This window comes from Bradyrhizobium uaiense (genome assembly GCF_010811875.1).
GTDB lineage: Bacteria > Pseudomonadota > Alphaproteobacteria > Rhizobiales > Xanthobacteraceae > Bradyrhizobium > Bradyrhizobium uaiense.
On sequence record NZ_VKHP01000198.1, the window covers coordinates 1 to 18,372 of the forward strand.

An 18,372-nucleotide genomic window follows, 5' to 3' on the forward strand; every position below is an offset into this window, starting at 1 on the left:
AGCCCCAGCCGCCGCCGCGCCAGCCGCCACCCCAGCGAACCTGAACGGCGGCATTGTCCGCCGCGCCCTTCATCGCGGCGACGTTGGTCGGCATCGGGGCCGCCTGGGCTGCGCCAATGCCGACCGTGCTCGCGAGCAGGATCAAGGCCAGCAAGGTCTTGGTGTTCTTCATGACATCCTCCACATCGGGGTGACACAGGCAGTCGCGATCGAAAGCCAGCGACATCAAGCCGGCCTTCGCGATCATTCGCGACCGAGCCTGTCAGCCGCGGCCAGCCGAAGCTTGATTTGAATCAAAGTCGCGACGGGGTGTGCGGACGATTGATGCTGCACCTTGGGACAATTGCGCGCGGGCGGCAGGCCGCCGCCTAATGAGCGGGCGATCGCGTTCGTGATCCCGGCCGTGATCGCATCCCGACGAAGATGGAGCGGCCCCGATTCCTACCCCCGAACCGGGGCCGCTTCTTTGGTGAACGTCCGGACGCGTCGCGCTTGATCTGAATCAAGCCGTGTGCGGTCGCGCGATGGCACCGCTTCCCGCGTAGCTGCCGAGGTTCAATCGAAAGCACGCTCTTGAAAACCCTTCGCCAGATCGTGGCCGGAGACGAGTTCATCCAGCTCGCAATTCGTCTCGGATTGCTGGCGCTGCTGATCTACTGGTCGTTCGTGCTGGTTCGCCCGTTCGTGCCGATCCTGGCTTGGAGCGTAGTGCTCGCGGTCGCGCTCTATCCCGTCTTCACCTGGCTCGCACGAATGCTTGGCGGTCACGCAGGCATCGCGGCCCTCGTGCTGACCTTGATCTCTCTGGGCGTCGTCATCGGACCGGCGACGTGGCTCGGGATCGGAGCGGTCGAGGGGATGAGGGACCTCGCCGAACAATTGAGCGCCGGCCACGTTATCGTGCCGTCGCCACCGGCGGAGGTCAAGGATTGGCCGCTGATCGGCGCGCCGCTCTATGATTTCTGGGATCGGGCGTCGACCAATCTGCGCGCCGTGCTGCGTGAGGTCGTGCCGCATTTGAAGCCGTTGGCCGGCATCCTGTTTGCGTTCGCCAGCAATGCCGGCGTCGGCATGCTGAAGTTCCTGCTGGCGGTCGTCCTGGCAGGCTTTCTGTTTCCCTATGGCCTGCAGCTTGCTGCGGTGTGCCGAAGCTTCCTGTCCCGCATCGTGCCCGAACAGAGCGAGCACTTCCTCGACCTTGCGGGCACAACCATTCGGGCGGTCTCCCGGGGCGTCATCGGCATCGCCGTTCTGCAATCGCTGCTGGCCGGCATTGGCTTCAAGCTGGCCGGAATTCCGAGTGCCGGGCTGCTGGCGTTTGTCGTGATGCTGCTGGCGATCGTGCAGATCGGAGCGGCGATCGTGCTCCTTCCGGTCATCATCTGGCTCTGGTCGGCCAAGGACTTCACGACGGCGCTCGCCTTGACGCTTTTCTTCCTCGTCGTCGGCGTCCTCGACAATGTGCTGAAGCCGCTGGTGATGGGGCGGGGCTTGACCACGCCGGCACCCGTCATCCTCGTTGGGGTGATCGGCGGCACGCTTGCCCACGGCATCGTAGGCTTGTTTATCGGTCCAATCATTCTCGCGGTCGCCTGGGAGTTGATCTCGGCATGGATCCGCGACGACCGCGCCCGGCGGGCGGGAGAGCGATGATGTTGTTTCAGCTCCTCGTGGGGTTGGCGGTCAGCGCGATCAACATCGTGATCCATTCGCTGTTCACCGTCGCGGTGATCGGGCTGGTGCGGAAAGTCGCGCTGAGCGCGTCCGGCCGGTTTGGGCTTCAGCTCAGCGGCATGATGGTGGCGACCGCGCTGATCCTGATGGTGGCTCACACGCTGGAGATCGTGGTGTGGTCGCTGGCCTATCTGGCTATTGGTGCAGCGCCCGCGGGTAGCGATCTGCTCTATTTCGCGTTCGTGAACTACACAACGCTCGGCTATGGCGACGTGATCCCGGTCAAGCAGTGGCTGCTGGTCGGACCGATGGCTGCCATGAACGGTATTCTGATGTTCGGCTGGTCGACCGCGGTCCTGTTCGAGGTGCTGCAAAAGACCATCGAGCGCCAGGCGGCGCTCGCGAAATCCCGGTAGTCTGTCGCGGTCAGTTATCCAGCCTGGACAGCTGGTCGCGGTCGATCAGCATGATTTCGCGCTGGTTCGAGCCGAGGAAGTCGACTGCTCCATAGCCGTGCAGCTTGGACAGCGCACGCGATACCGTCTCGAGGGTGAGCCCGAGGTAGTCGGCGATATCGCGCCGGCACATCGGCAACGCGACGACGCCAACCCCGGTCAGCCGGCGATCCATTTCGAGCAGGAAGGCGGCAACCCGCTCCAGCGCGGTCTTGCGACCGAGCAGCAGCATGTGATCTTCGGCGTGCTGCAGGTTGCTGGTGGTCATGATCAGCAGGTTGCGAGCCAGGGCGAAATCGGAATCTGCCACCCGTTCGAGGCTCATCCGCCTGATCAGGCGCACGTCGGTGTCGACGACGGCTTCGGCGGTGAAGCGATGGGTTTCGGCATTTTCAAGGCCGAAAATGTCCCCGACGAGATGAAATGCGCCAATCTGGCGGCGTCCGTCGGAGAGGAGCTTGTAGCTGCGGACTGCCCCTGAAACGACCTGGTAGACGTACTCCGCCGGCTCCTTCTCCCCGTAGATCTCGGAGCCCTTCCTGTAGTGGAATTCGCTGGTGATGCAGTTGGCATGCCGGGCGGTCAGCCCACCGAGGATGCTCGGCATAGTGGCCGGTCTGACGTTGACGTGAGCGAACATGGACCAACTCTCTTGGGTAAACGACTGTTGCGGCGTCCGCAGCGGTTCGAAATGCGTGTCCGCGCGCAATGACTACGCCAGGGCTCGGGCGGCCACTATTGGTCTTGAGGTCATTGTCCTAAAGGACAGGGTGCGCGAAATGCGGCAATTTGTTCGTAATTGGTGCGCACAGTCTTAGATTACTTTTCAATTTTCATACTGATAGTCGGGTGCTAGATTTCAAACCCGTTGGTCTCCGGCTCCGAACGCCATGGGCAGTGCATTTCGGCTCTCTGGACTGATCATCCTGCTGGCTGCCTTGTTGTCGCCGGTTGGCCTCCGGGCGCAACAGATGCGCCCGCATTCCATACTGGTGCTGGACCAGTCTGATCGACGTGGCCCTTTCTACTACCAGGTGTCCGTCGGGCTGAGGGACGCGGTGAGCGCCCACGGTCACACCCCGACCACCGTCTACACGGAAAGCCTCGATCTCAACCGTTTCGGCGGCGAGGCCTATCAGGAGGACTTTCGCCGATTTCTCGAGGCGAAGTATCGCGATCGGCCGATCGGTGTCGTGGTCACGGTTGGAGTGGCTGCGCTAGAACTTGCGCTCCGCTGGCGCCCGCAGCTTTGGCCCGACACGCCAATCGTGTTTTCGCTGGTCGAAGAGGCCGATTTCGAGCGGCTGCAACCGCCGGCCTATGTCACCGGCGGCATCGTAAGCCTGAAACTGAAGGATGCCGTCACGGCTGCCCGCGCCGTGGTGCCGGGCCTCAAGACCATCGTGCTTGTTGGCGCGGACTGGGACCAGCAGGTTCTGTTTCGCAATTGGAAAGGCCAGGCAGCGGCCGGCATTCCGGGTCTCGACATCATCGAGATCATTGGACGGCCGATGTCTGAGGTCGTCGAGCGGGTCGCAACGCTCCCCGAGCATAGCGCGATCATCTACACGGGCCTCTATAGCGACGGCAAAGGCAACTATTATCCGCCGTCGGATGCCCTCGCATTTGTCGCCGCAAGAGCCAATCGTCCCATTGTCGTCGCAGCGGAGACTTTCCTCGATGCAGGCGGGATAGGCGGATTCGTTATCGTCCCCTCGTCGATTGGTGCCGAGGCGGCGCAAAGGGCGCTGCGAATTCTGGATGGCGAGGCGCCGGAGAGCCTGCCCCCGTCGGCCGTCGATGCCGTGAAGCCGATCTTCAACTGGCGGCAGATGCAGCGCTGGAATGTCAGCAAGGCGAGCCTGCCAAAAGGCAGCGAGATTCGGTTCCATGAGCCGACCTTCCTGGAAAAATACCGCTGGCGGGCGGTCGCCCTGACCGCGGCGCTATTGCTTCAAACGACGCTGATCGCGTTTCTGCTGCACGAGCGGTTCATGCGGCGGAAGGCCGAGGTCGAGTCCCGCGATCGCCTGTCTGACCTCGCCCATATCAATCGGCAGGCGACTGCGGGAGAACTCTCGTCCTCGATCGCCCATGAGCTCAACCAGCCGCTGGGCTCGATCCTGACCAATGCCGAGAGCGCGGAGTTGATCCTCAATTCGCCGACGCCCGACCTTCAGGAGGTGCGGGAGATCATTTCCGACATCAAGCGTGATGATCTGCGTGCAAGCGAGGTGATCCGCAGGATGCGCAGCCTGCTGAAGCGTGCGCCATTTGAGAAGAAGGAGATCGACCTCAACCAGACCATGCGAGAGGCATTCGATTTCCTCAAGTTGCAGGCCTCGGCGCGCAACGTCGCAGTTTATTTGCAGACCTCCCCGCAGACCCTGCGGGTGAAGGGTGACCCAGTGCAGTTGCAGCAGGTCATTCTCAACCTCGTTGTCAACAGCATGGACGCGATGGCCAAAATGCCCTACGGGCGCACGATCATCGGTCGTACCGAAGTCAACGGGGACGCATCGGCAGTCATTTCCATCAGCGATTCCGGTCCGGGCATTCCCCAGGACAGGCTGAACGACATCTTTGATCCGTTTTTCACCACAAAGGAGCAGGGCATGGGCATCGGCCTGTCCATCGCACGGACGATCGTTCTGGCGCATAGCGGCCAGCTCTGGGCTGAGAACCAGTCCGGAGGAGGAGCTGTATTCCACCTTTCACTGCCATTGGCAGCATAGCGCGTTTGGGTCTTGTTTGCCGAGGTGCGAGGTTGGAGTTAAGACGAACGCAGTATTTTCAGATCGCCGCTGATGATCATTCTATCCAGAGCAGCGATCTGCCGACGGTGGAGCGACAATGCACGCTTACGTGCACATAGTCGACGACGATGCCTCGTTTCGCACAGCGCTCGAGCGGCGGCTCAAGCTGGCAGGCTATCGCGTTGTCACGTATGCGTCGGCCCGAGAATTGCTCGATCAAATGCCTGACGACGAAGAGGCCGGCTGTATCGTGCTCGACGTACGCATTCCCGGAATGAGCGGTCCGGAGCTGCAGAGCCGGCTCAATGAGCTGGAGTCGACGCTTCCGATCGTATTCCTGACCGGACATGCCGACACCGCGACGACCGTCCAGGCGATCAAGGCGGGTGCCGAAGATTTCCTGACCAAGCCGATCGCGTCGGACCAGCTGATCGAGGCCATCGATCGCGCCGTTGCGCGGCATCAACTGGCGCGGGGCCAGCGAACCAGGCTGGACTCGCTTCGAGCGCTGCTGGCAAGACTAACACCACGCGAGCGGCAGGTGTTCGATCTGATCGTGTGCGGCCGGATCAACAAGCAGATTGCGCACGAGCTCGGCACCACGGAGCGCACGATCAAGGCGCATCGCCACCAGGTCATGGAGAAGATGCAGGTGCAGTCACTTGCAGAGCTGGTCTCCATCGCGGAGCGGCTCGGCACGCGCCAGTCCGGCGCCGAACTCAAGGCTTGATCCGCCCCGCACTGCGGCTCTCCTGTCCCATGGTACAATATGAAAGCTTCGTGACGGGGCGTATCTGCAGCATTGGCGGCGGCAATGTAGCGCGCCGACAGGGCTTGATGTGTCCTGCATCCAGACGTGCGAGCGGAGGCAGCAAGCCGAGATTCTGATTTCGGGATCGGGTAGAGGCCTCAGGAATTGCAGACCGCGAAATACATCATCGTCGTGGATGATAATCCCTCGATGCTCCGTGGAATCGGACGGCTTCTGCGGGAGCATGGATTTGCATCCAGATTATTCGAGACTGGAAGCGCCTTACTGAGGGATGGCGGCTTTGACAGCGCGATTTGTCTCATCCTGGACGTCAATCTCAGCGATGGCTCCGGGATCGAACTGCGCCACCGCCTGGCGGATCAAGGCATCGACGTCCCCGTCATCTACATCACCGGAAACGACAACCCGGCAACGCGCATGGTCGCAATGGCATCGGGATGCGTGGCCTATCTGACCAAGCCATTCACCGCCAATTTGCTGATCCAGCCGATCGAGCGGCTGATGGCGGGGCGTCGTCTAGCGGTTGCGGGTCCCGATCATTCATCGATGGCTTGATCGAGTGTCAGCGCCGGGGCACCCTTGCGCACGGTCGCAAAGCGGTCGAGCGGGACCGACGTCGTCACCGTCAGAATGCTGCTGTCGACAACGTCGATTGAGAGCGCCTTTCCGCCGTCCATTTCCTCGAGAAGCCTGGGATCGGCAACATCGGCTGCAATGCACATGTTGGTTACGCACCAGGTATAGGGCAGGCGATAGATCTGCTTCTGGTCGACCGACAGTTTGACCCCGGCCTGCAGATACATCCCGACCGGCAGGAATAGCTGGATCCGGTCGGTGCCGTCCTCGCGTTCGACCAGGTCGATGCGAACGGCGGTCTGGCCGGTTGCGAAGGTGCCGGTGATGGTCGTCCGGCATAATGTCTTCGCGCCGGCTGCGTTGAAGCAGAGCTTTTGCCATTCGCCGTATTTGATGTCTCTCGCCGCGCGCGTTCCCCGCGGAGCAACTTCGCCGCCGTCCTTGATCGCAGCTGGCGGTGAAGGCGTCTGTTGGGCGTGGGCAGCACCGATGCTGAACGCAATCAGGGCCAACTTCATCAAACCACCGTATCGGACCATGGATGCTCCTCCGGCGGGCTCGGCCGCCTAGCGATTCTTGTCCAGAAATCGTTCGACCAATGGCGACCATGTGGGAATGGAAGCGGGAGAGCCGATCAGAAAATGCCCTTCGTCGCCGAACGGCGGCAATAGATGGTATTCGGCTCGCCCGCCGGCGCGCGAGAACGCCTCGTGCATTCGCTTTGACAGGGCCGGCCCGAAGAACGTGTCGTTTTCGATGTAGAACCACAGCATCGGCACCCGCGATGTGTGGCCGAACAGGCCGGTCGCTTCGACCAGCCTGTCGGGATTGCAATTGTTGTTCGGCTTGCCGTCGACGCGGCCGCCGCGCCCGGCCGCGAAGGTGATGATGGCCTTGACCTGCGGCGGATTGAGGCTCGACAGTGCGATCGCCGCCCAGCCGCCGGCCGACTGTCCGACGACGATGACGTCTTTCGGCACGATGCGCTTCTCGGCAGCCATGTAGTCGATGATCCAGAGATCGACCTGCGCGACGGCAAGGCCCGGATCGAGGAAATTCGGATTGGTGCATTTCCCGATCTTGGAGAAGAACGGGCCATAAAGACCGCGTTCGGGAATATCGATGGCTGCCGCGCCATAGCCGGTCCCGACCGGCGCCACCACGAGATAGCCACGCCGTGCGAACCACATTGCGGCATCGCGAAATTCGACCAGCGGGAAGAAGCTGCGATCCCTGGCGTTCAGCGACACGCCATGGTTCATGATGACCAGCGGGAAGGGGCCGTCGCCGACCGGACGAACGAGATAGGCAAACATCGGTAGCGGCAAAGGCAGCACCCAGATCTCCTCCTGGATGCGCTGGGGGGACTGTTGATCGTCGGCGCATGCAGGAGCGACCAGGCCAAGCAAGAGAAGCGCCGCGATTGCGAGGGTCCGTAAGCGATGCTGACACATGCCATGCGCTCCAGCGGTCGTCCGGCAAATGCGCAGGTCGCGACAATCGAGCCGAACACGAAAAGGAGCACGTTGCCGAGTGCGAGGCTTGATTTGAATCAACGAGCATCGGTCCCGCCGGCGCGACCACATGCGACCGTTGAGGCGTCGCAGGGCGGACTTGATGTCAATCCAGGCAGAGGCGAGTTGGATGCGCCGATTTCCGCCGGCGAGCTGGCTCGCGGACTATCGGGCTTCCAGGCTTGGGGCGGACGCAATCGCCGGGGTTACGCTGGCGGCCTACGCGATCCCGGTGTCGCTGGCCTATGCGGGGCTGGCCGGCCTGCCGCCGCAGATCGGCGTCTACGGCTATCTGCTCGGCGGCGTGGGTTACGCCCTGCTGGGCTCGTCCCGGCAACTCGCGGTCGGGCCGACCTCGGCGATCTCGCTGATGATCGCCGGCGCCGTCGGCATCCTGGCCGGCGGCGATGCCACGCGTTATGGGCAGATCGTCAGCCTCGTTGCCTTCAGCGTCGCGGTGCTCTGCCTGATTGCCTGGCTGTTCAAGCTGAGCCTGCTGGTACGGTTGATCAGCGACAGCATTCTGGTGGGCTTCAAGGCTGGAGCGGGGCTCACCATCATCATGAGCCAGTTGCCGAGCCTGTTCGGCGTCGCCGGGGGCGGTCACAACTTCTTCGATCGCGCGATCAAGCTTGCCGGCCAGCTCGGCGATACCCGGCCACAGGTGCTCGGTTTTGGCGTAGCTGCGACGGTGTTGCTCCTGCTCGGCGAAAGGAGATTGCCAGGCAAACCCATCGGGCTGGCAGTGGTCGCGCTCTCGATCCTGATCGTCTCGGTACTCGGGCTCGCGCAAATGGGGCTGCCGGTGACCGGAACGATCCCGACCGGGTTACCGACGATCTCGCTACCGACGTTTGGCTTGCTCGAATTCGACGATCTCTTTCCTATCGCCGCCGGATGCCTCGTCCTCGCTTACGTTGAGGGCGTATCCGCCGCGCGGAGCTTTGCCGCAAAGCACGGCTACGCATTGGACGTCCGGCAGGAGTTCCTGGGGTTGGGTGCGGCCAACCTCGCCGCAGCCTTTGGACACGGCTATCCCGTTGCCGGCGGCTTGTCGCAATCGGCCGTCAATGACGCCGCCGGCGCGCGGACGCCGTTGGCGCTGGTGTTCTGTTCGGCAACTCTCGCGCTCTGCCTGCTGTTCTTCACGGGCCTCCTCACCAATCTGCCGAAGACGGTGCTTGCCGCGATCGTTTTTTCGGCCGTCTACAAGCTGGTCGATATCCCGGCGCTCGCCAGAATGTGGCGGATCAGCCGGATCGACTTCTATGCGGCGGTCATCGCGCTGGTGTCCGTGTTGTTCCTCGGGATTCTGCAGGGCGTGCTGCTGGCGGCCGTCGCCTCGATCTTCCTGCTGCTGTTGCGTGCATCGCAGCCCAACATCGCGTTTCTCGGCCGTCAGTCCGGTAGCGGCCGCTATTCCGACCGGGCGCGACATGACGACGTGGAGCCGTTGACCGGGATCATCGCGTTTCGCCCGGAAACCTCGCTGCTTTATGTCAATGCCGAGACGATCTTCGAAACCGTGCTGGCGGCGCTGCGGGTGTCCCCCGACGTCAAGCTGGTGGCCTGCGACCTGTCGGCCTCGCCGTTCATCGACTTGGCGGGGTCGCGCATGCTGCACGACCTTCATCAGGAGCTCGCATCGCGCGGAATCACCTTCTGCATCGTCGGCGCGCACGCGCAGTTGCGGGATTTGCTGCGAGCGGACGGTCTTGCCGACAAGACCGATAGCGGCGACTGGATGCGCACGCTCGACAGCGTATTGAGCAACAGAAAGCCAGAGACAAACAACTAGCGTGTGCGGCCGAGCGCACCGCTCGTGGAATTCCAGCTCGGCCAGCTGCGGTTTGACTTGGATCAAAGGGAGCGATGGGCGCGGTTCTTACGATCCGCCCGAACCAGCGCCGAGATCACGTGATCAGGAGACATCGATGGCCAACGACGCGAAACCGGCACAGCAACGCATCGATCAATTCTTCTCCGGGCCCGGCGGACGCGCCGACAATTGGCGCGATCTGGTCGAGGCGGCGAAGGTGTGGAGCAGGGGCGGCGACCGTAGGCCGTATGACGCGGCGCTGTCGGCGCTTGCAGTCACCGAGGAGTTCCACGGCTATCCGGGTCTTCGTTTGATGGCGGCGCTGAAGGAAGCCGCGGCAGCCGGCGATGCCGCCACCTCACATATGCTTGCGACGCGGATCGCGCAGGCACTTCAGACAAAATCCTTCCGCCAGCATGCCGGCGACTGGAGCACTCAGGATGAGGGCAATGGCGATGTTCCCGATCTGCTGCCGCCAACGCTCGGACAATCGGGAGCGCGCCGTCCCTACTTCGAAACCCTGATCGTCACCGGGGTGCCGGCCGGCAACTGGCCGGGACTCCTGGCGGAATGGCGCAAGCTGCGTCGTCCGGTCGACGCCTTCATCTATGAGCCCGTGGTGGCTGGCAGCCTCGAGGACGCCTTCTGTGCAGCAATGCTGAACCCCAACATCGCGGCGGTGGTGATCAATGAGGGATTTGGGCTGCGCTCGCGACACGATGCGCCGGTGCTTCGCGCCATGACCGGCGCCATGGGGCTCAACGACGAGTCCGATGCGTCCGCGCTGCGGCTGGCCCACATCCTGAAGCGGATCCGTCCCGAGCTTGACCTCTACCTCATGTCCAATCGCGACGTCGAGGAGTTGGCCGGCAACCCCGAGGCCGATATGGTGCGCCGGGTGTTCTACTCGGTCGAGGATATCCTCGAATTGCACCTTTCAATTCTGGAGGGCGTGCAGGATCGCTTCGACACGCCATTCTTCGACAATTTGAAGAAATACGCGCAGCGGCCGATCGGCACCTTTCACGCGCTGCCGATCGCGCGCGGCAAGTCCGTGTTCAAGTCGGACTGGATCCGCGACATGGGCGAGTTCTACGGGCTGAACCTGTTCCTAGCCGAGAGCAGCGCCACCACGGGCGGCCTCGACAGCATGCTGGAGCCGACCGGCAACATCAAGAAGGCCCAGGAGAAGGCCGCACGTGCGCTCGGCGCCGACCGCGTCTACTTCGTGACCAACGGGACCTCGACGTCCAACAAGATGGCGGTGCAGGCGCTGCTGGGTCCCGGCGACATCGCGATCGTCGATCGCAACTGCCACAAGTCGCACCACTACGGCATGGTGCTGGCGGGCGCGCAGCCGCTCTATGTCGAGGCGTTCCCGATGACGGAATACTCGATGTACGGCGCGGTGCCGTTGAAAACGATCAAGCAGGCGCTTCTGAACGCCAAGGCCGATGGCCGGCTCGACCGCGTCAAGATGATCGACCTGACCAATTGCACCTTCGATGGTCACATCTACAACACGCGGCGGGTGATGGAGGAATGCCTCGCGATCAAGCCTGACCTGATCTTCCTTTGGGACGAAGCCTGGTTCGGCTTCGCGCGGTTCTCGCCATTCCTGCGGCGGCGCACCGCGATGGGTGCGGCGAACGAGATCGAGGCCTGGATGCGCGATCCGAAATCGGTTGCCGCTTACGAAAAGCAACAGGCCGAGCTCGGCAAGAACCCAACGGACGAGGTGTTGCTCAAGACCAGGCTGATCCCCGATCCGCGCCAGATCCGGTTGCGCGTCTACCAGACCAACTCGACGCACAAGTCGATGTCGGCGATCCGGCAGGGGTCGATGCTGGCGGTCAAGGACATCGAATTCCACACTGTCGAGGCGCAGTTCAAGGAGGCCGTATTCACGCACGCGTCGACCAGCCCGAACCAGCAGCTGATCGCGAGCCTCGACGTCTCGCGCAGGCAGATGGAGCTCGAGGGATATGGATTGGTGGCCAATGCCATGGAGATCGCATTCGCCATCCGCAAAGCGGTCAACACCAATCCGCTGATTTCCAGGTACTTCCGGGTGCTCGGCGCGGATGCCATGGTGCCGAAGGAATATCGCCAGAGCGGGTTCACCGACTATCTGGCGGCCGGCACCAATTGGGCGAGTGCGCTGAAGAGCCTGAACGACGACGAGTTCTGCCTCGATCCGACCCGCATGACGCTGGTCTGCGGCACGGCCGGCTACGACGGAACGTCGTTCAAGGGGCTGCTCGCCAGCCGCTACAACATCCAGGTCAACAAGACCTCGCGCAACTCCGTCCTGATCCAGTCCAACATCAACAATACGCGGAGCGATGTTGCGCATCTTGTCCGGGTGCTGGCGGAAATCTCCGGTGAGATCGATCGCGCCCTGGCCAACGGCGGCGCGAATGCCAGGGCCGACTTCGACATGCGGGTCAACAGCCTGATGAAGGACGTGCCCGACCTGCCGAACTTCTCACATTTCCACGATGCCTATCGCGGTGACGCCGGCACCAAGACGAACGAGGGCGACATCCGCGGCGGATTCTACTCAGCCTATGATGCCGCGGGATGCGAATATATTCGCCTGAACGATCCCGAGATCGACCGGCGTCTGAAGAACGGGCCCGATCTCGTCTCCGCGAACTTCGTGATCCCCTATCCGCCGGGCTTCCCGATCATGGTGCCCGGCCAGGTCATCACGCAGGAGACCATCGATTTCATGCGCAAGCTGGATGTGAAGGAGATCCATGGCTACGACGCGGGCGAGGGATTGAAGCTCGTGAGGACCGAGGCGCTGGCCAGGATGGGCAAGCCGCGATCGGCTGCGCCGAAGCTCAAGGCTGCATCGTAAGAGAACGAATTATCGCAAGGCGTCGTCGTATCCTTGCGACGATGTTCCTTGCGCAAGAGGTCGTAACGCAACCGGTCCTGGAGGGACATTATGAGGAAAGTGGGTTTGATCGGAGCTCTTGCAGCGCTGGCGATTGGATTGGCTGGGTTCAGCACGCCGTCGGCGGCCGAAACCGGCTCGGTCGCCGTGATCTTCACCAAGGGTGGATTCATCGTTGGTGTCGGCGGCGGCGAGGGCGTCTTGACGCTGCGCGGCAAGCACTACCCGTTCACGGTGTCGGGCATGAGCGTCGGCTTCACGATTGGCGCCTCGACCACCAAGCTCGTCGGGCGCGCTTTCAATCTCAGAGGGCCGGCCTCCATCGAGGGCCCCTACAGCGCCGCCGGTGCCGGCGGGGCGATCGCCGCGGGCGCCGGAGGCGTGCAATTGCAGAACGCCAATGGCGTGATCCTGCAGCTCAGCGGCCCGAAGGTCGGTGCCGAAGTCTCGGCTGCCGTGGGCGGCGTTTCGATCCGCCTGAAATAGGTTTGAAGGAGCCAGGCCGCGCGTCTGGCGCGGCCTGGCCTTTCAGTAGCGTTGCTCGACGAACTTCATCCCGCGCAGGCCGGCCTGATCGTTGTAGCGGCCCTTGGTTGAGCGCTTGGGCAGCTTGACCTTGTCGCGCTTGATTCGGCCGCGAGGAATTGTCTTGAGCAGGAATGAGATGCAGTTCAGCCGCGCCCGCCGCTTGTCGTCGGACCTGATCACGTTCCAGGGCGCGTACTTCGTGCTCGTCGCCTTGAACATCAGGTCGCGTGCGCGAGAGTAATCGTACCAGCGGCGATAGGATTCCGTGTCCATCGGGCTTAGCTTCCATTGCCGCAGCGGATCGTCGATCCGGGCCCTGAAACGGCGTTCCTGCTCGTCCATCCCGACTTCGAGCCACAGCTTGATCAGGATGATGCCGCCCTCGATGATGTATTGCTCCATCTGTGGGCAGAGCGAGAGAAATCGCTTGTGCTCCGCCGGTGTGCAGAATCCCATCACATATTCGACGCCGGCGCGATTGTACCAGCTGCGATCGAAGATCACGATCTCCCCGCCGGCCGGAAAATGCTGCATATAGCGTTGCATGAAGAGCTGGGACTTCTCACGGTCGGACGGCGCGGGCAGGGCCACCACGCGGAACACGCGCGGGCTGACCTTCTCGGTCAGGGCTCTGATCGTTCCGCCCTTGCCGGCCGCATCGCGTCCCTCGAACAGGATGATCACCCTGAGCTTGTTCGCCTGCACCCAATCCTGGAGACGGCAGAGCTCGACCTGCAGCTTCTGCAGCTCTTCCTCATACTGTTTGCGCTTCATCTTCCCAGCGGATTTGTCTTTTGCCATCGATACCCGTCCATCGTTTGAGCTGTTAGCCCCAGGCAATGACGATGCCGATGTCGCCGGGCATGCCGCCGGGGTAGTCGACGACCTGGAAGGCGATGCGATAGCCGCGCGGCTGCAGGTAGTCCGCCCAGAGCTGGTAGATTTCCTTGGGGATTCCCGTCAGCGTCTTCTCCCAGCCCGATTCCATCTGATTGATGGCCCGCCCTCTGTCAGTGCACAGTGTGTTGGGGAAGCGATAGACCTGCACCTCACTCAGGCCGTTGCGCACCGCGCGCTGGATCACCGTCGATGCGAGCTTGACCTTCTCGTCCTCGCTGAGCCCGGAGGGCTTGCTCAGCCGCTCGATCAAAGCGAGTTTCTCGGCTTCGATGGTGGCCGCACGTTTGGCATGCTCCTCGGCCTTCTCGGCCTCCTTGAGCGCGGCCTGCTTCTGGATCTCGTGCGCGTTCGGGATCAGATCATCGATCTTGTCTCGCATGGCTGGGGACTCCTAAGCCCGATCTTCCACCTTGCCCCTCGAACGGTAGGGGCGAGCCAACCGATATCTTTGATCCAGATCAAGTCGGCGCGACAGGATGACACCCAAACTCGATCACGGGGCGCATGCGATTTTGATCGCGGCAGGGAGGCTTGGCTTGAGCGAACAGATTCATCCGTTGGCTCCGCATCATTTGCCATTCTATCTCGCGCCTCCTAGCGGGACTGACGTGTGGATGGTGGCGATGGGAATTTTCCTGGTCGTCACGGTGCTTTACGTCGGCAATCTCTATTGGCGGCTGCACAGCCTTCCCGAACGAATGGCGCACAAATCGGAGAAGCTGCAGTTCGAGATCGTGGCCATCCTGGGCCTGATCTCGCTGTTCACGCATATCCACGCCTTCTGGGTCGCGGGCCTCCTGCTCGCGCTGATCGACATTCCCGATTTCGGAACACCGCTGCGCAGCATCGCGGGATCGGTGGAGAAGATCGCCGACGCGTCGGATGCAGGCGCGAGTCCCGCCGGAAACAGCGGTGAAGCGCCGCAGCAGGCGACCACAAGCGAGCCGGATCGGAACGTGGCTGACGCCGCCAGGCAGGAGGTGCAGGGCCATGCTTGAACTCATGCTGTGCTCGCTGTTCACCCTCGTTCCCGACTACCTCTATCGTCGCTATGTTCAGGGCAAGCGCTTCGGCAAGGAGATCACGTTCTATTCAGTCTGGTACGAGTTGCGCTGGGGCATCACCGGCTGCCTCATGCTGACGGTCGCGTTGATCACGACGATCTTCTATTTCCATCCGTCGACCACGAGCGCCGCGCTGTTCTACCGGACAATTCCGATCCTTCCCGAGGGCTCGGGGCGGGTTGCGGAAGTCAACATCGGTTTCAGTGCACCGGTCAAGAAAGGTGAGGTCATCTTCCGGCTCGACAACTCAAAGCAGACGGCGGCCCTCGACACGGCAAAGCGCAAGGTCGCTGAAGTCGATGCCTCGCTGCTTGCGGCGGAGGCCGACGTCGTGAAGGCGGAAGCACAAGTCCAGGAGGCGAAGAGCGCGCACCAGCAGGCCGAGGATGAGCTCAACGTAAAAAGCGAGCTCCAGCGCCGCAATCCCGGTATCGTGCCGCAGCGTGACATCGAGAAGCTCCAGGTGCTGGTCAATCAGAGACAGGCCGGCATCGATGCAGCCACCGCGGTGAAGCAGTCGGCAACGTTGCGGGTGTCGACGCTGTTGCCGGCAGAGAAAGCAAGCGCGGAGGCGGCCCTCGCACAGGCACAGGTCGATCTCGACAAGACGGTGATCCGTGCCGGCGTCGATGGACGCGTGGAGCAGTTCTTTCTTCGCGCAGGCGATGTCGTCAATCCGCTGATGCGCCCGGCCGGCATCCTGATCCCGGACAAGGCCGGGCAGACGTCTCTCCAGGCCGGGTTCGGCCAGATCGAGGCCCAGGTCCTGAAGGAGGGGATGGTCGCCGAGGCGACTTGCGTCTCAAAACCGTGGGTGATTATCCCGATGGTGATTACCTCGGTCCAGGACTACATCGCGTCCGGCCAGTTTCGCGGCGGCGAACAATTGATCGAGGCTCAGAACATCGCACGGCCCGGCACCATCCTGGTGTTTCTCGAGCCACTATATAAGGGCGGCCTGGACGGGGTGACCGCGGGCAGCAGCTGCATTGTCAATGCCTACACCAGCAACCACGAGGTCATCTCGGCGAAGGATACCGGCGGGGGGCAAGCCTTCGTGCTGCATGCAATCGATGCCGTGGGGCTGGTGCATGCGCTGCTGCTCCGGATCCAGGCCCTGTTGTTGCCGATCAAGACGCTGGTTCTGAGTGGGCACTGACCGGTCGGATGCGCTGCAAGGGAGGTATTGAATGAATACGGGCTGGAGATATGGCGCGATCCTGGCGGCTGGCCTGGTCGTTGCATTGCCGGATTGTGCCGCCGCCTTCGATCTCACGGGCGCCTGGGCCACGAGCGCCGATCAGTGCCGAAAAGTGTTCGCGCACAAGGGCCGGGCGAGCCAGCTGACCTTCACGAACTTCTCGGGCGTCTATGGCGGCGGATTCATCGCCGAACCCGATCGCCTCAGGGGTAAATTCGAGAACTGCAAGATCAAATCGCGCAAGGACGACGGCCAGAATATCAACATCATCGTCGGCTGCGCATCGGGAATCATGGTATCGAACGTGCAGTTCTTCCTGAAGGCTGTCGACGACGATACGATCACGCGCCAGTTCCCGGGCATCGAGGGGATGGAGGTCAACTATCATCGCTGCAAGATCTAGGAGCGTCCGATTCCCGCACAGGCTCACCGCCGTCACGATGATCTGACGACGCTGCAGACGTCGTTCTATTTGGTGGCGCAGAAGAAGCTCGGGAACGACGTGATCGGCGATCTGACGCAGTCGATCATGAATGCGCGGCGGGATTTGCTTGCCGAACTGCCGGCGCTTTCCCAGATCGCGACGCCCGATACCGACGCGGGCGCCTACATCCCGGTGCATCCCGGGGCGGCGGCGGTCTATGAGGGGACCAGGGAGAGCTTTCTCGACCAATGGGGCAATGCGATCTTCCTGGCGCCGATGATCGCAGGTGCCCTTGCGTCGGTGCTTGCGGCGGCGTGGAAATTCCTCCGCACCAGCGAGCCGCCAGGCCGCAAGGAGGCGCTCGACACGCTTTATGCACTGGCGGCCCGGATTCGGGTGGCGGGGCGCGAGGCGGAGCTGGAAGAGATCGAGCGCGAAATCGACCAGGTGCTACGGACGCAGCGCGAGCAGCCGGTCGCGGACGACAAGGCTGAGCGCGCGGTGACGGCAGTCAACGTTGCCGCTCATCGGCTCGAGAATTTGATCCATGATCGCCGCATCCACCTCGCGTCGCAGCAACCGGGCCAGATCGGCAGCTGAGCGGACCGACAGTTTCCTTGATCTCGATCAAAGAGGGCGCATTGCCTTGGCCGATGCTGTCGACCGTTGGTGTCGATGGAGGTCGCGATGGTCCGTTGGGGCAAGACTCTGCTCGCGGTTGTGCTGGTGTCGATGACGTCAGTCGCCGCATTCCCGCAGACGGCTGACAAACCGCCAGCCCAAACCAGTCAGCCCGTTCAGGCCAACCAGCCGGCCGCGGCGGCGACACAACCGGCCGACCAGCTGTTGAAACCTGAACAGTTGGAAGCGCTGGTCGCACCCATCGCGCTCTATCCGGACTCGCTGCTGGCCAACGTGCTCGCGGCATCGACCTATCCGCTCGAGGTGGTGCAGGCCGATCGCTGGCTGAAGGAGCGCAAGAGCCTGAAAGGGGATGCGCTGAAGACCGAAGTCGACAAGCAGGCCTGGGACGACAGCGTCAAGGCGCTCGCAAGCACCGCCGACGTGCTCGCGATGATGAGCGACAAGATCGACTGGACCAAGAATCTGGGCGATGCCGTGCTGGCCCAGCAGGCCGACGTGATGGATGCGATCCAGCGGCTGCGCAGCAAGGCGCAGGCCAACAACAAGCTCGTGACGACCAAGCAGCAGAAGGTCAGCGTCCAGACCCAGGAGAACAAGCAGGTCATCATCATCGAGCAGACCGATCCGAACACGATCTACGTGCCGTATTACGATCCGGCCACGGTCTACGGCGCGTGGCCCTATGCTGCGTATCCGCCGTACTATTTCGGTTACCCGTCCTATATCGGCGCCGGGGTCGTCGCGGCGGGCCTTGCCTTCGGCGCGGGTTGGGCGATCGGACGCTGGGGCAATTACTGGGGCGGCGGCTTCAACTGGGGCAATCGCAACGTCTATGTCAATCACCGGACCACCAACATCGCGAATGGCTGGCAGCACAATCCGTCGCATCGCCAGGGCGTCCGCTACAACAACAGCAACGTGCAGCAGCGCTTCGGCGGCAACACCAACCGGGCCGGCGTCAGCGACCGGATGAATTATCGCGGCCGCGACGGTCAGCAGGTCCTCAATCCCGGCGATCGCCAGGGTGCAGACCGCGGAGGTGACCGGGCAGGAGACCGCGGCGGCGATCGTGGGGGCGATCGCGCCGGAGACCGTGCGGGTGATCGCGCTGGAAATCGTGGAGGCGATCGAGCTGGGGA

18 protein-coding genes and 1 pseudogene are annotated in these 18,372 nt (G+C 62.7%); 13 read left to right on the forward strand and 6 right to left on the reverse strand.

Features of this window, described 5'->3' with window-relative positions; genetic code table 11:
• A pseudogene (locus FNJ47_RS34365) lies at nt 1-247 on the reverse strand (hypothetical protein); the annotation flags it as partial.
• Nucleotides 248-573: 326 nt separating this feature from the next.
• On the opposite strand from FNJ47_RS34365, the gene FNJ47_RS34370 reads away from it, so the two are divergent.
• Both FNJ47_RS34370 and FNJ47_RS34375 read left to right on the forward strand, forming a co-directional pair.
• On the forward strand, nt 574-1,653 hold the full coding sequence (locus FNJ47_RS34370; RefSeq protein ID WP_163160348.1) for an AI-2E family transporter: 1,080 nt from the start codon (nt 574-576) through the stop codon (nt 1,651-1,653).
• Nucleotides 1,653-2,090 (forward strand): potassium channel family protein, encoded by a 438-nt coding sequence (locus tag FNJ47_RS34375; protein ID WP_163160349.1) that lies wholly within the window; start codon nt 1,653-1,655, stop codon nt 2,088-2,090. The genes FNJ47_RS34370 and FNJ47_RS34375 overlap by 1 nt, the downstream gene beginning before the upstream one ends.
• A 10-nt stretch (nt 2,091-2,100) precedes the next feature.
• Here the strand turns inward: FNJ47_RS34375 and FNJ47_RS34380 are convergent, their stop codons facing one another.
• Nucleotides 2,101-2,736: a helix-turn-helix domain-containing protein gene (locus FNJ47_RS34380; RefSeq protein WP_236000255.1), complete on the reverse strand. Its 636-nt coding sequence runs from the start codon at nt 2,734-2,736 to the stop codon at nt 2,101-2,103.
• Nucleotides 2,737-3,100: 364 nt separating this feature from the next.
• Here FNJ47_RS34380 and FNJ47_RS34385 point away from each other — a divergent pair, with 364 nt between their 5' ends.
• From FNJ47_RS34385 to FNJ47_RS34395, 3 genes are all read left to right on the forward strand, one after another.
• The gene (locus FNJ47_RS34385; RefSeq protein ID WP_236000256.1) at nt 3,101-4,864 is read left to right on the forward strand and encodes a sensor histidine kinase; all 1,764 of its coding nucleotides are present in this window, start codon (nt 3,101-3,103) and stop codon (nt 4,862-4,864) included.
• A gap of 118 nt (nt 4,865-4,982) precedes the next feature.
• On the forward strand, nt 4,983-5,615 hold the full coding sequence (locus tag FNJ47_RS34390; RefSeq protein WP_163160351.1) for a response regulator transcription factor: 633 nt from the start codon (nt 4,983-4,985) through the stop codon (nt 5,613-5,615).
• A 186-nt stretch (nt 5,616-5,801) separates the two neighbouring features.
• Entirely contained in the window at nt 5,802-6,212 is a 411-nt protein-coding gene (locus FNJ47_RS34395) for a response regulator transcription factor (protein WP_163160352.1), read from the forward strand.
• Here FNJ47_RS34395 and FNJ47_RS34400 read toward each other — a convergent pair.
• Entirely contained in the window at nt 6,194-6,751 is a 558-nt protein-coding gene (locus FNJ47_RS34400; RefSeq protein ID WP_236000251.1) for an invasion associated locus B family protein, read from the reverse strand. The genes FNJ47_RS34395 and FNJ47_RS34400 overlap by 19 nt on opposite strands.
• 48 nt (nt 6,752-6,799) lie before the next feature.
• Nucleotides 6,800-7,687: an alpha/beta hydrolase family protein gene (locus FNJ47_RS34405; protein ID WP_163160354.1), complete on the reverse strand. Its 888-nt coding sequence runs from the start codon at nt 7,685-7,687 to the stop codon at nt 6,800-6,802.
• A 163-nt stretch (nt 7,688-7,850) separates the two neighbouring features.
• On the opposite strand from FNJ47_RS34405, the gene FNJ47_RS34410 reads away from it, so the two are divergent.
• The 3 genes from FNJ47_RS34410 (at nt 7,851) to FNJ47_RS34420 (ending at nt 12,957) form a co-directional block, all read left to right on the forward strand.
• Nucleotides 7,851-9,545: a SulP family inorganic anion transporter gene (locus FNJ47_RS34410; RefSeq protein ID WP_163160355.1), complete on the forward strand. Its 1,695-nt coding sequence runs from the start codon at nt 7,851-7,853 to the stop codon at nt 9,543-9,545.
• 136 nt (nt 9,546-9,681) lie between these two features.
• Nucleotides 9,682-12,432, forward strand: a complete 2,751-nt coding sequence (locus tag FNJ47_RS34415) for an aminotransferase class I/II-fold pyridoxal phosphate-dependent enzyme (RefSeq protein WP_163160356.1) — start codon at nt 9,682-9,684, stop codon at nt 12,430-12,432.
• A gap of 90 nt (nt 12,433-12,522) precedes the next feature.
• Nucleotides 12,523-12,957, forward strand: coding sequence for a hypothetical protein (locus tag FNJ47_RS34420; RefSeq protein WP_163160357.1), 435 nt, complete (start codon nt 12,523-12,525; stop codon nt 12,955-12,957).
• 42 nt (nt 12,958-12,999) lie between these two features.
• Here the strand turns inward: FNJ47_RS34420 and ppk2 are convergent, their stop codons facing one another.
• Together ppk2 and FNJ47_RS34430 are read right to left on the reverse strand one after the other, a co-directional pair.
• Nucleotides 13,000-13,800 carry a polyphosphate kinase 2 gene (gene ppk2 / locus FNJ47_RS34425; protein WP_163160358.1) on the reverse strand — a complete coding sequence of 267 codons (801 nt, stop codon included), beginning with the start codon at nt 13,798-13,800 and terminating at the stop codon, nt 13,000-13,002.
• A gap of 25 nt (nt 13,801-13,825) precedes the next feature.
• Nucleotides 13,826-14,278, reverse strand: a complete 453-nt coding sequence (locus FNJ47_RS34430; RefSeq protein ID WP_163160359.1) for a hypothetical protein — start codon at nt 14,276-14,278, stop codon at nt 13,826-13,828.
• Nucleotides 14,279-14,435: 157 nt separating this feature from the next.
• Between FNJ47_RS34430 and FNJ47_RS34435 the strand changes: the two genes are divergently transcribed.
• The 5 genes from FNJ47_RS34435 to FNJ47_RS34455 all read left to right on the forward strand — a co-directional run.
• A complete protein-coding gene (locus tag FNJ47_RS34435; protein ID WP_236000252.1) occupies nt 14,436-14,897 on the forward strand; it encodes a hypothetical protein in 462 nt (153 codons plus the stop codon).
• Nucleotides 14,890-16,122: an HlyD family secretion protein gene (locus FNJ47_RS34440; protein WP_163160360.1), complete on the forward strand. Its 1,233-nt coding sequence runs from the start codon at nt 14,890-14,892 to the stop codon at nt 16,120-16,122. Before FNJ47_RS34435 ends, FNJ47_RS34440 begins: the two co-directional genes overlap by 8 nt.
• Before the next feature lie 31 nt (nt 16,123-16,153).
• A complete protein-coding gene (locus FNJ47_RS34445) occupies nt 16,154-16,567 on the forward strand; it encodes a hypothetical protein (protein WP_236000253.1) in 414 nt (137 codons plus the stop codon).
• Between the two features lie 9 nt (nt 16,568-16,576).
• Entirely contained in the window at nt 16,577-17,188 is a 612-nt protein-coding gene (locus FNJ47_RS34450) for a type 2 periplasmic-binding domain-containing protein (RefSeq protein WP_347341747.1), read from the forward strand.
• 87 nt (nt 17,189-17,275) lie between these two features.
• A partial coding sequence (locus FNJ47_RS34455) for a DUF3300 domain-containing protein (RefSeq protein WP_163160361.1) occupies nt 17,276-18,372 on the forward strand: 1,097 nt, incomplete at its 3' end.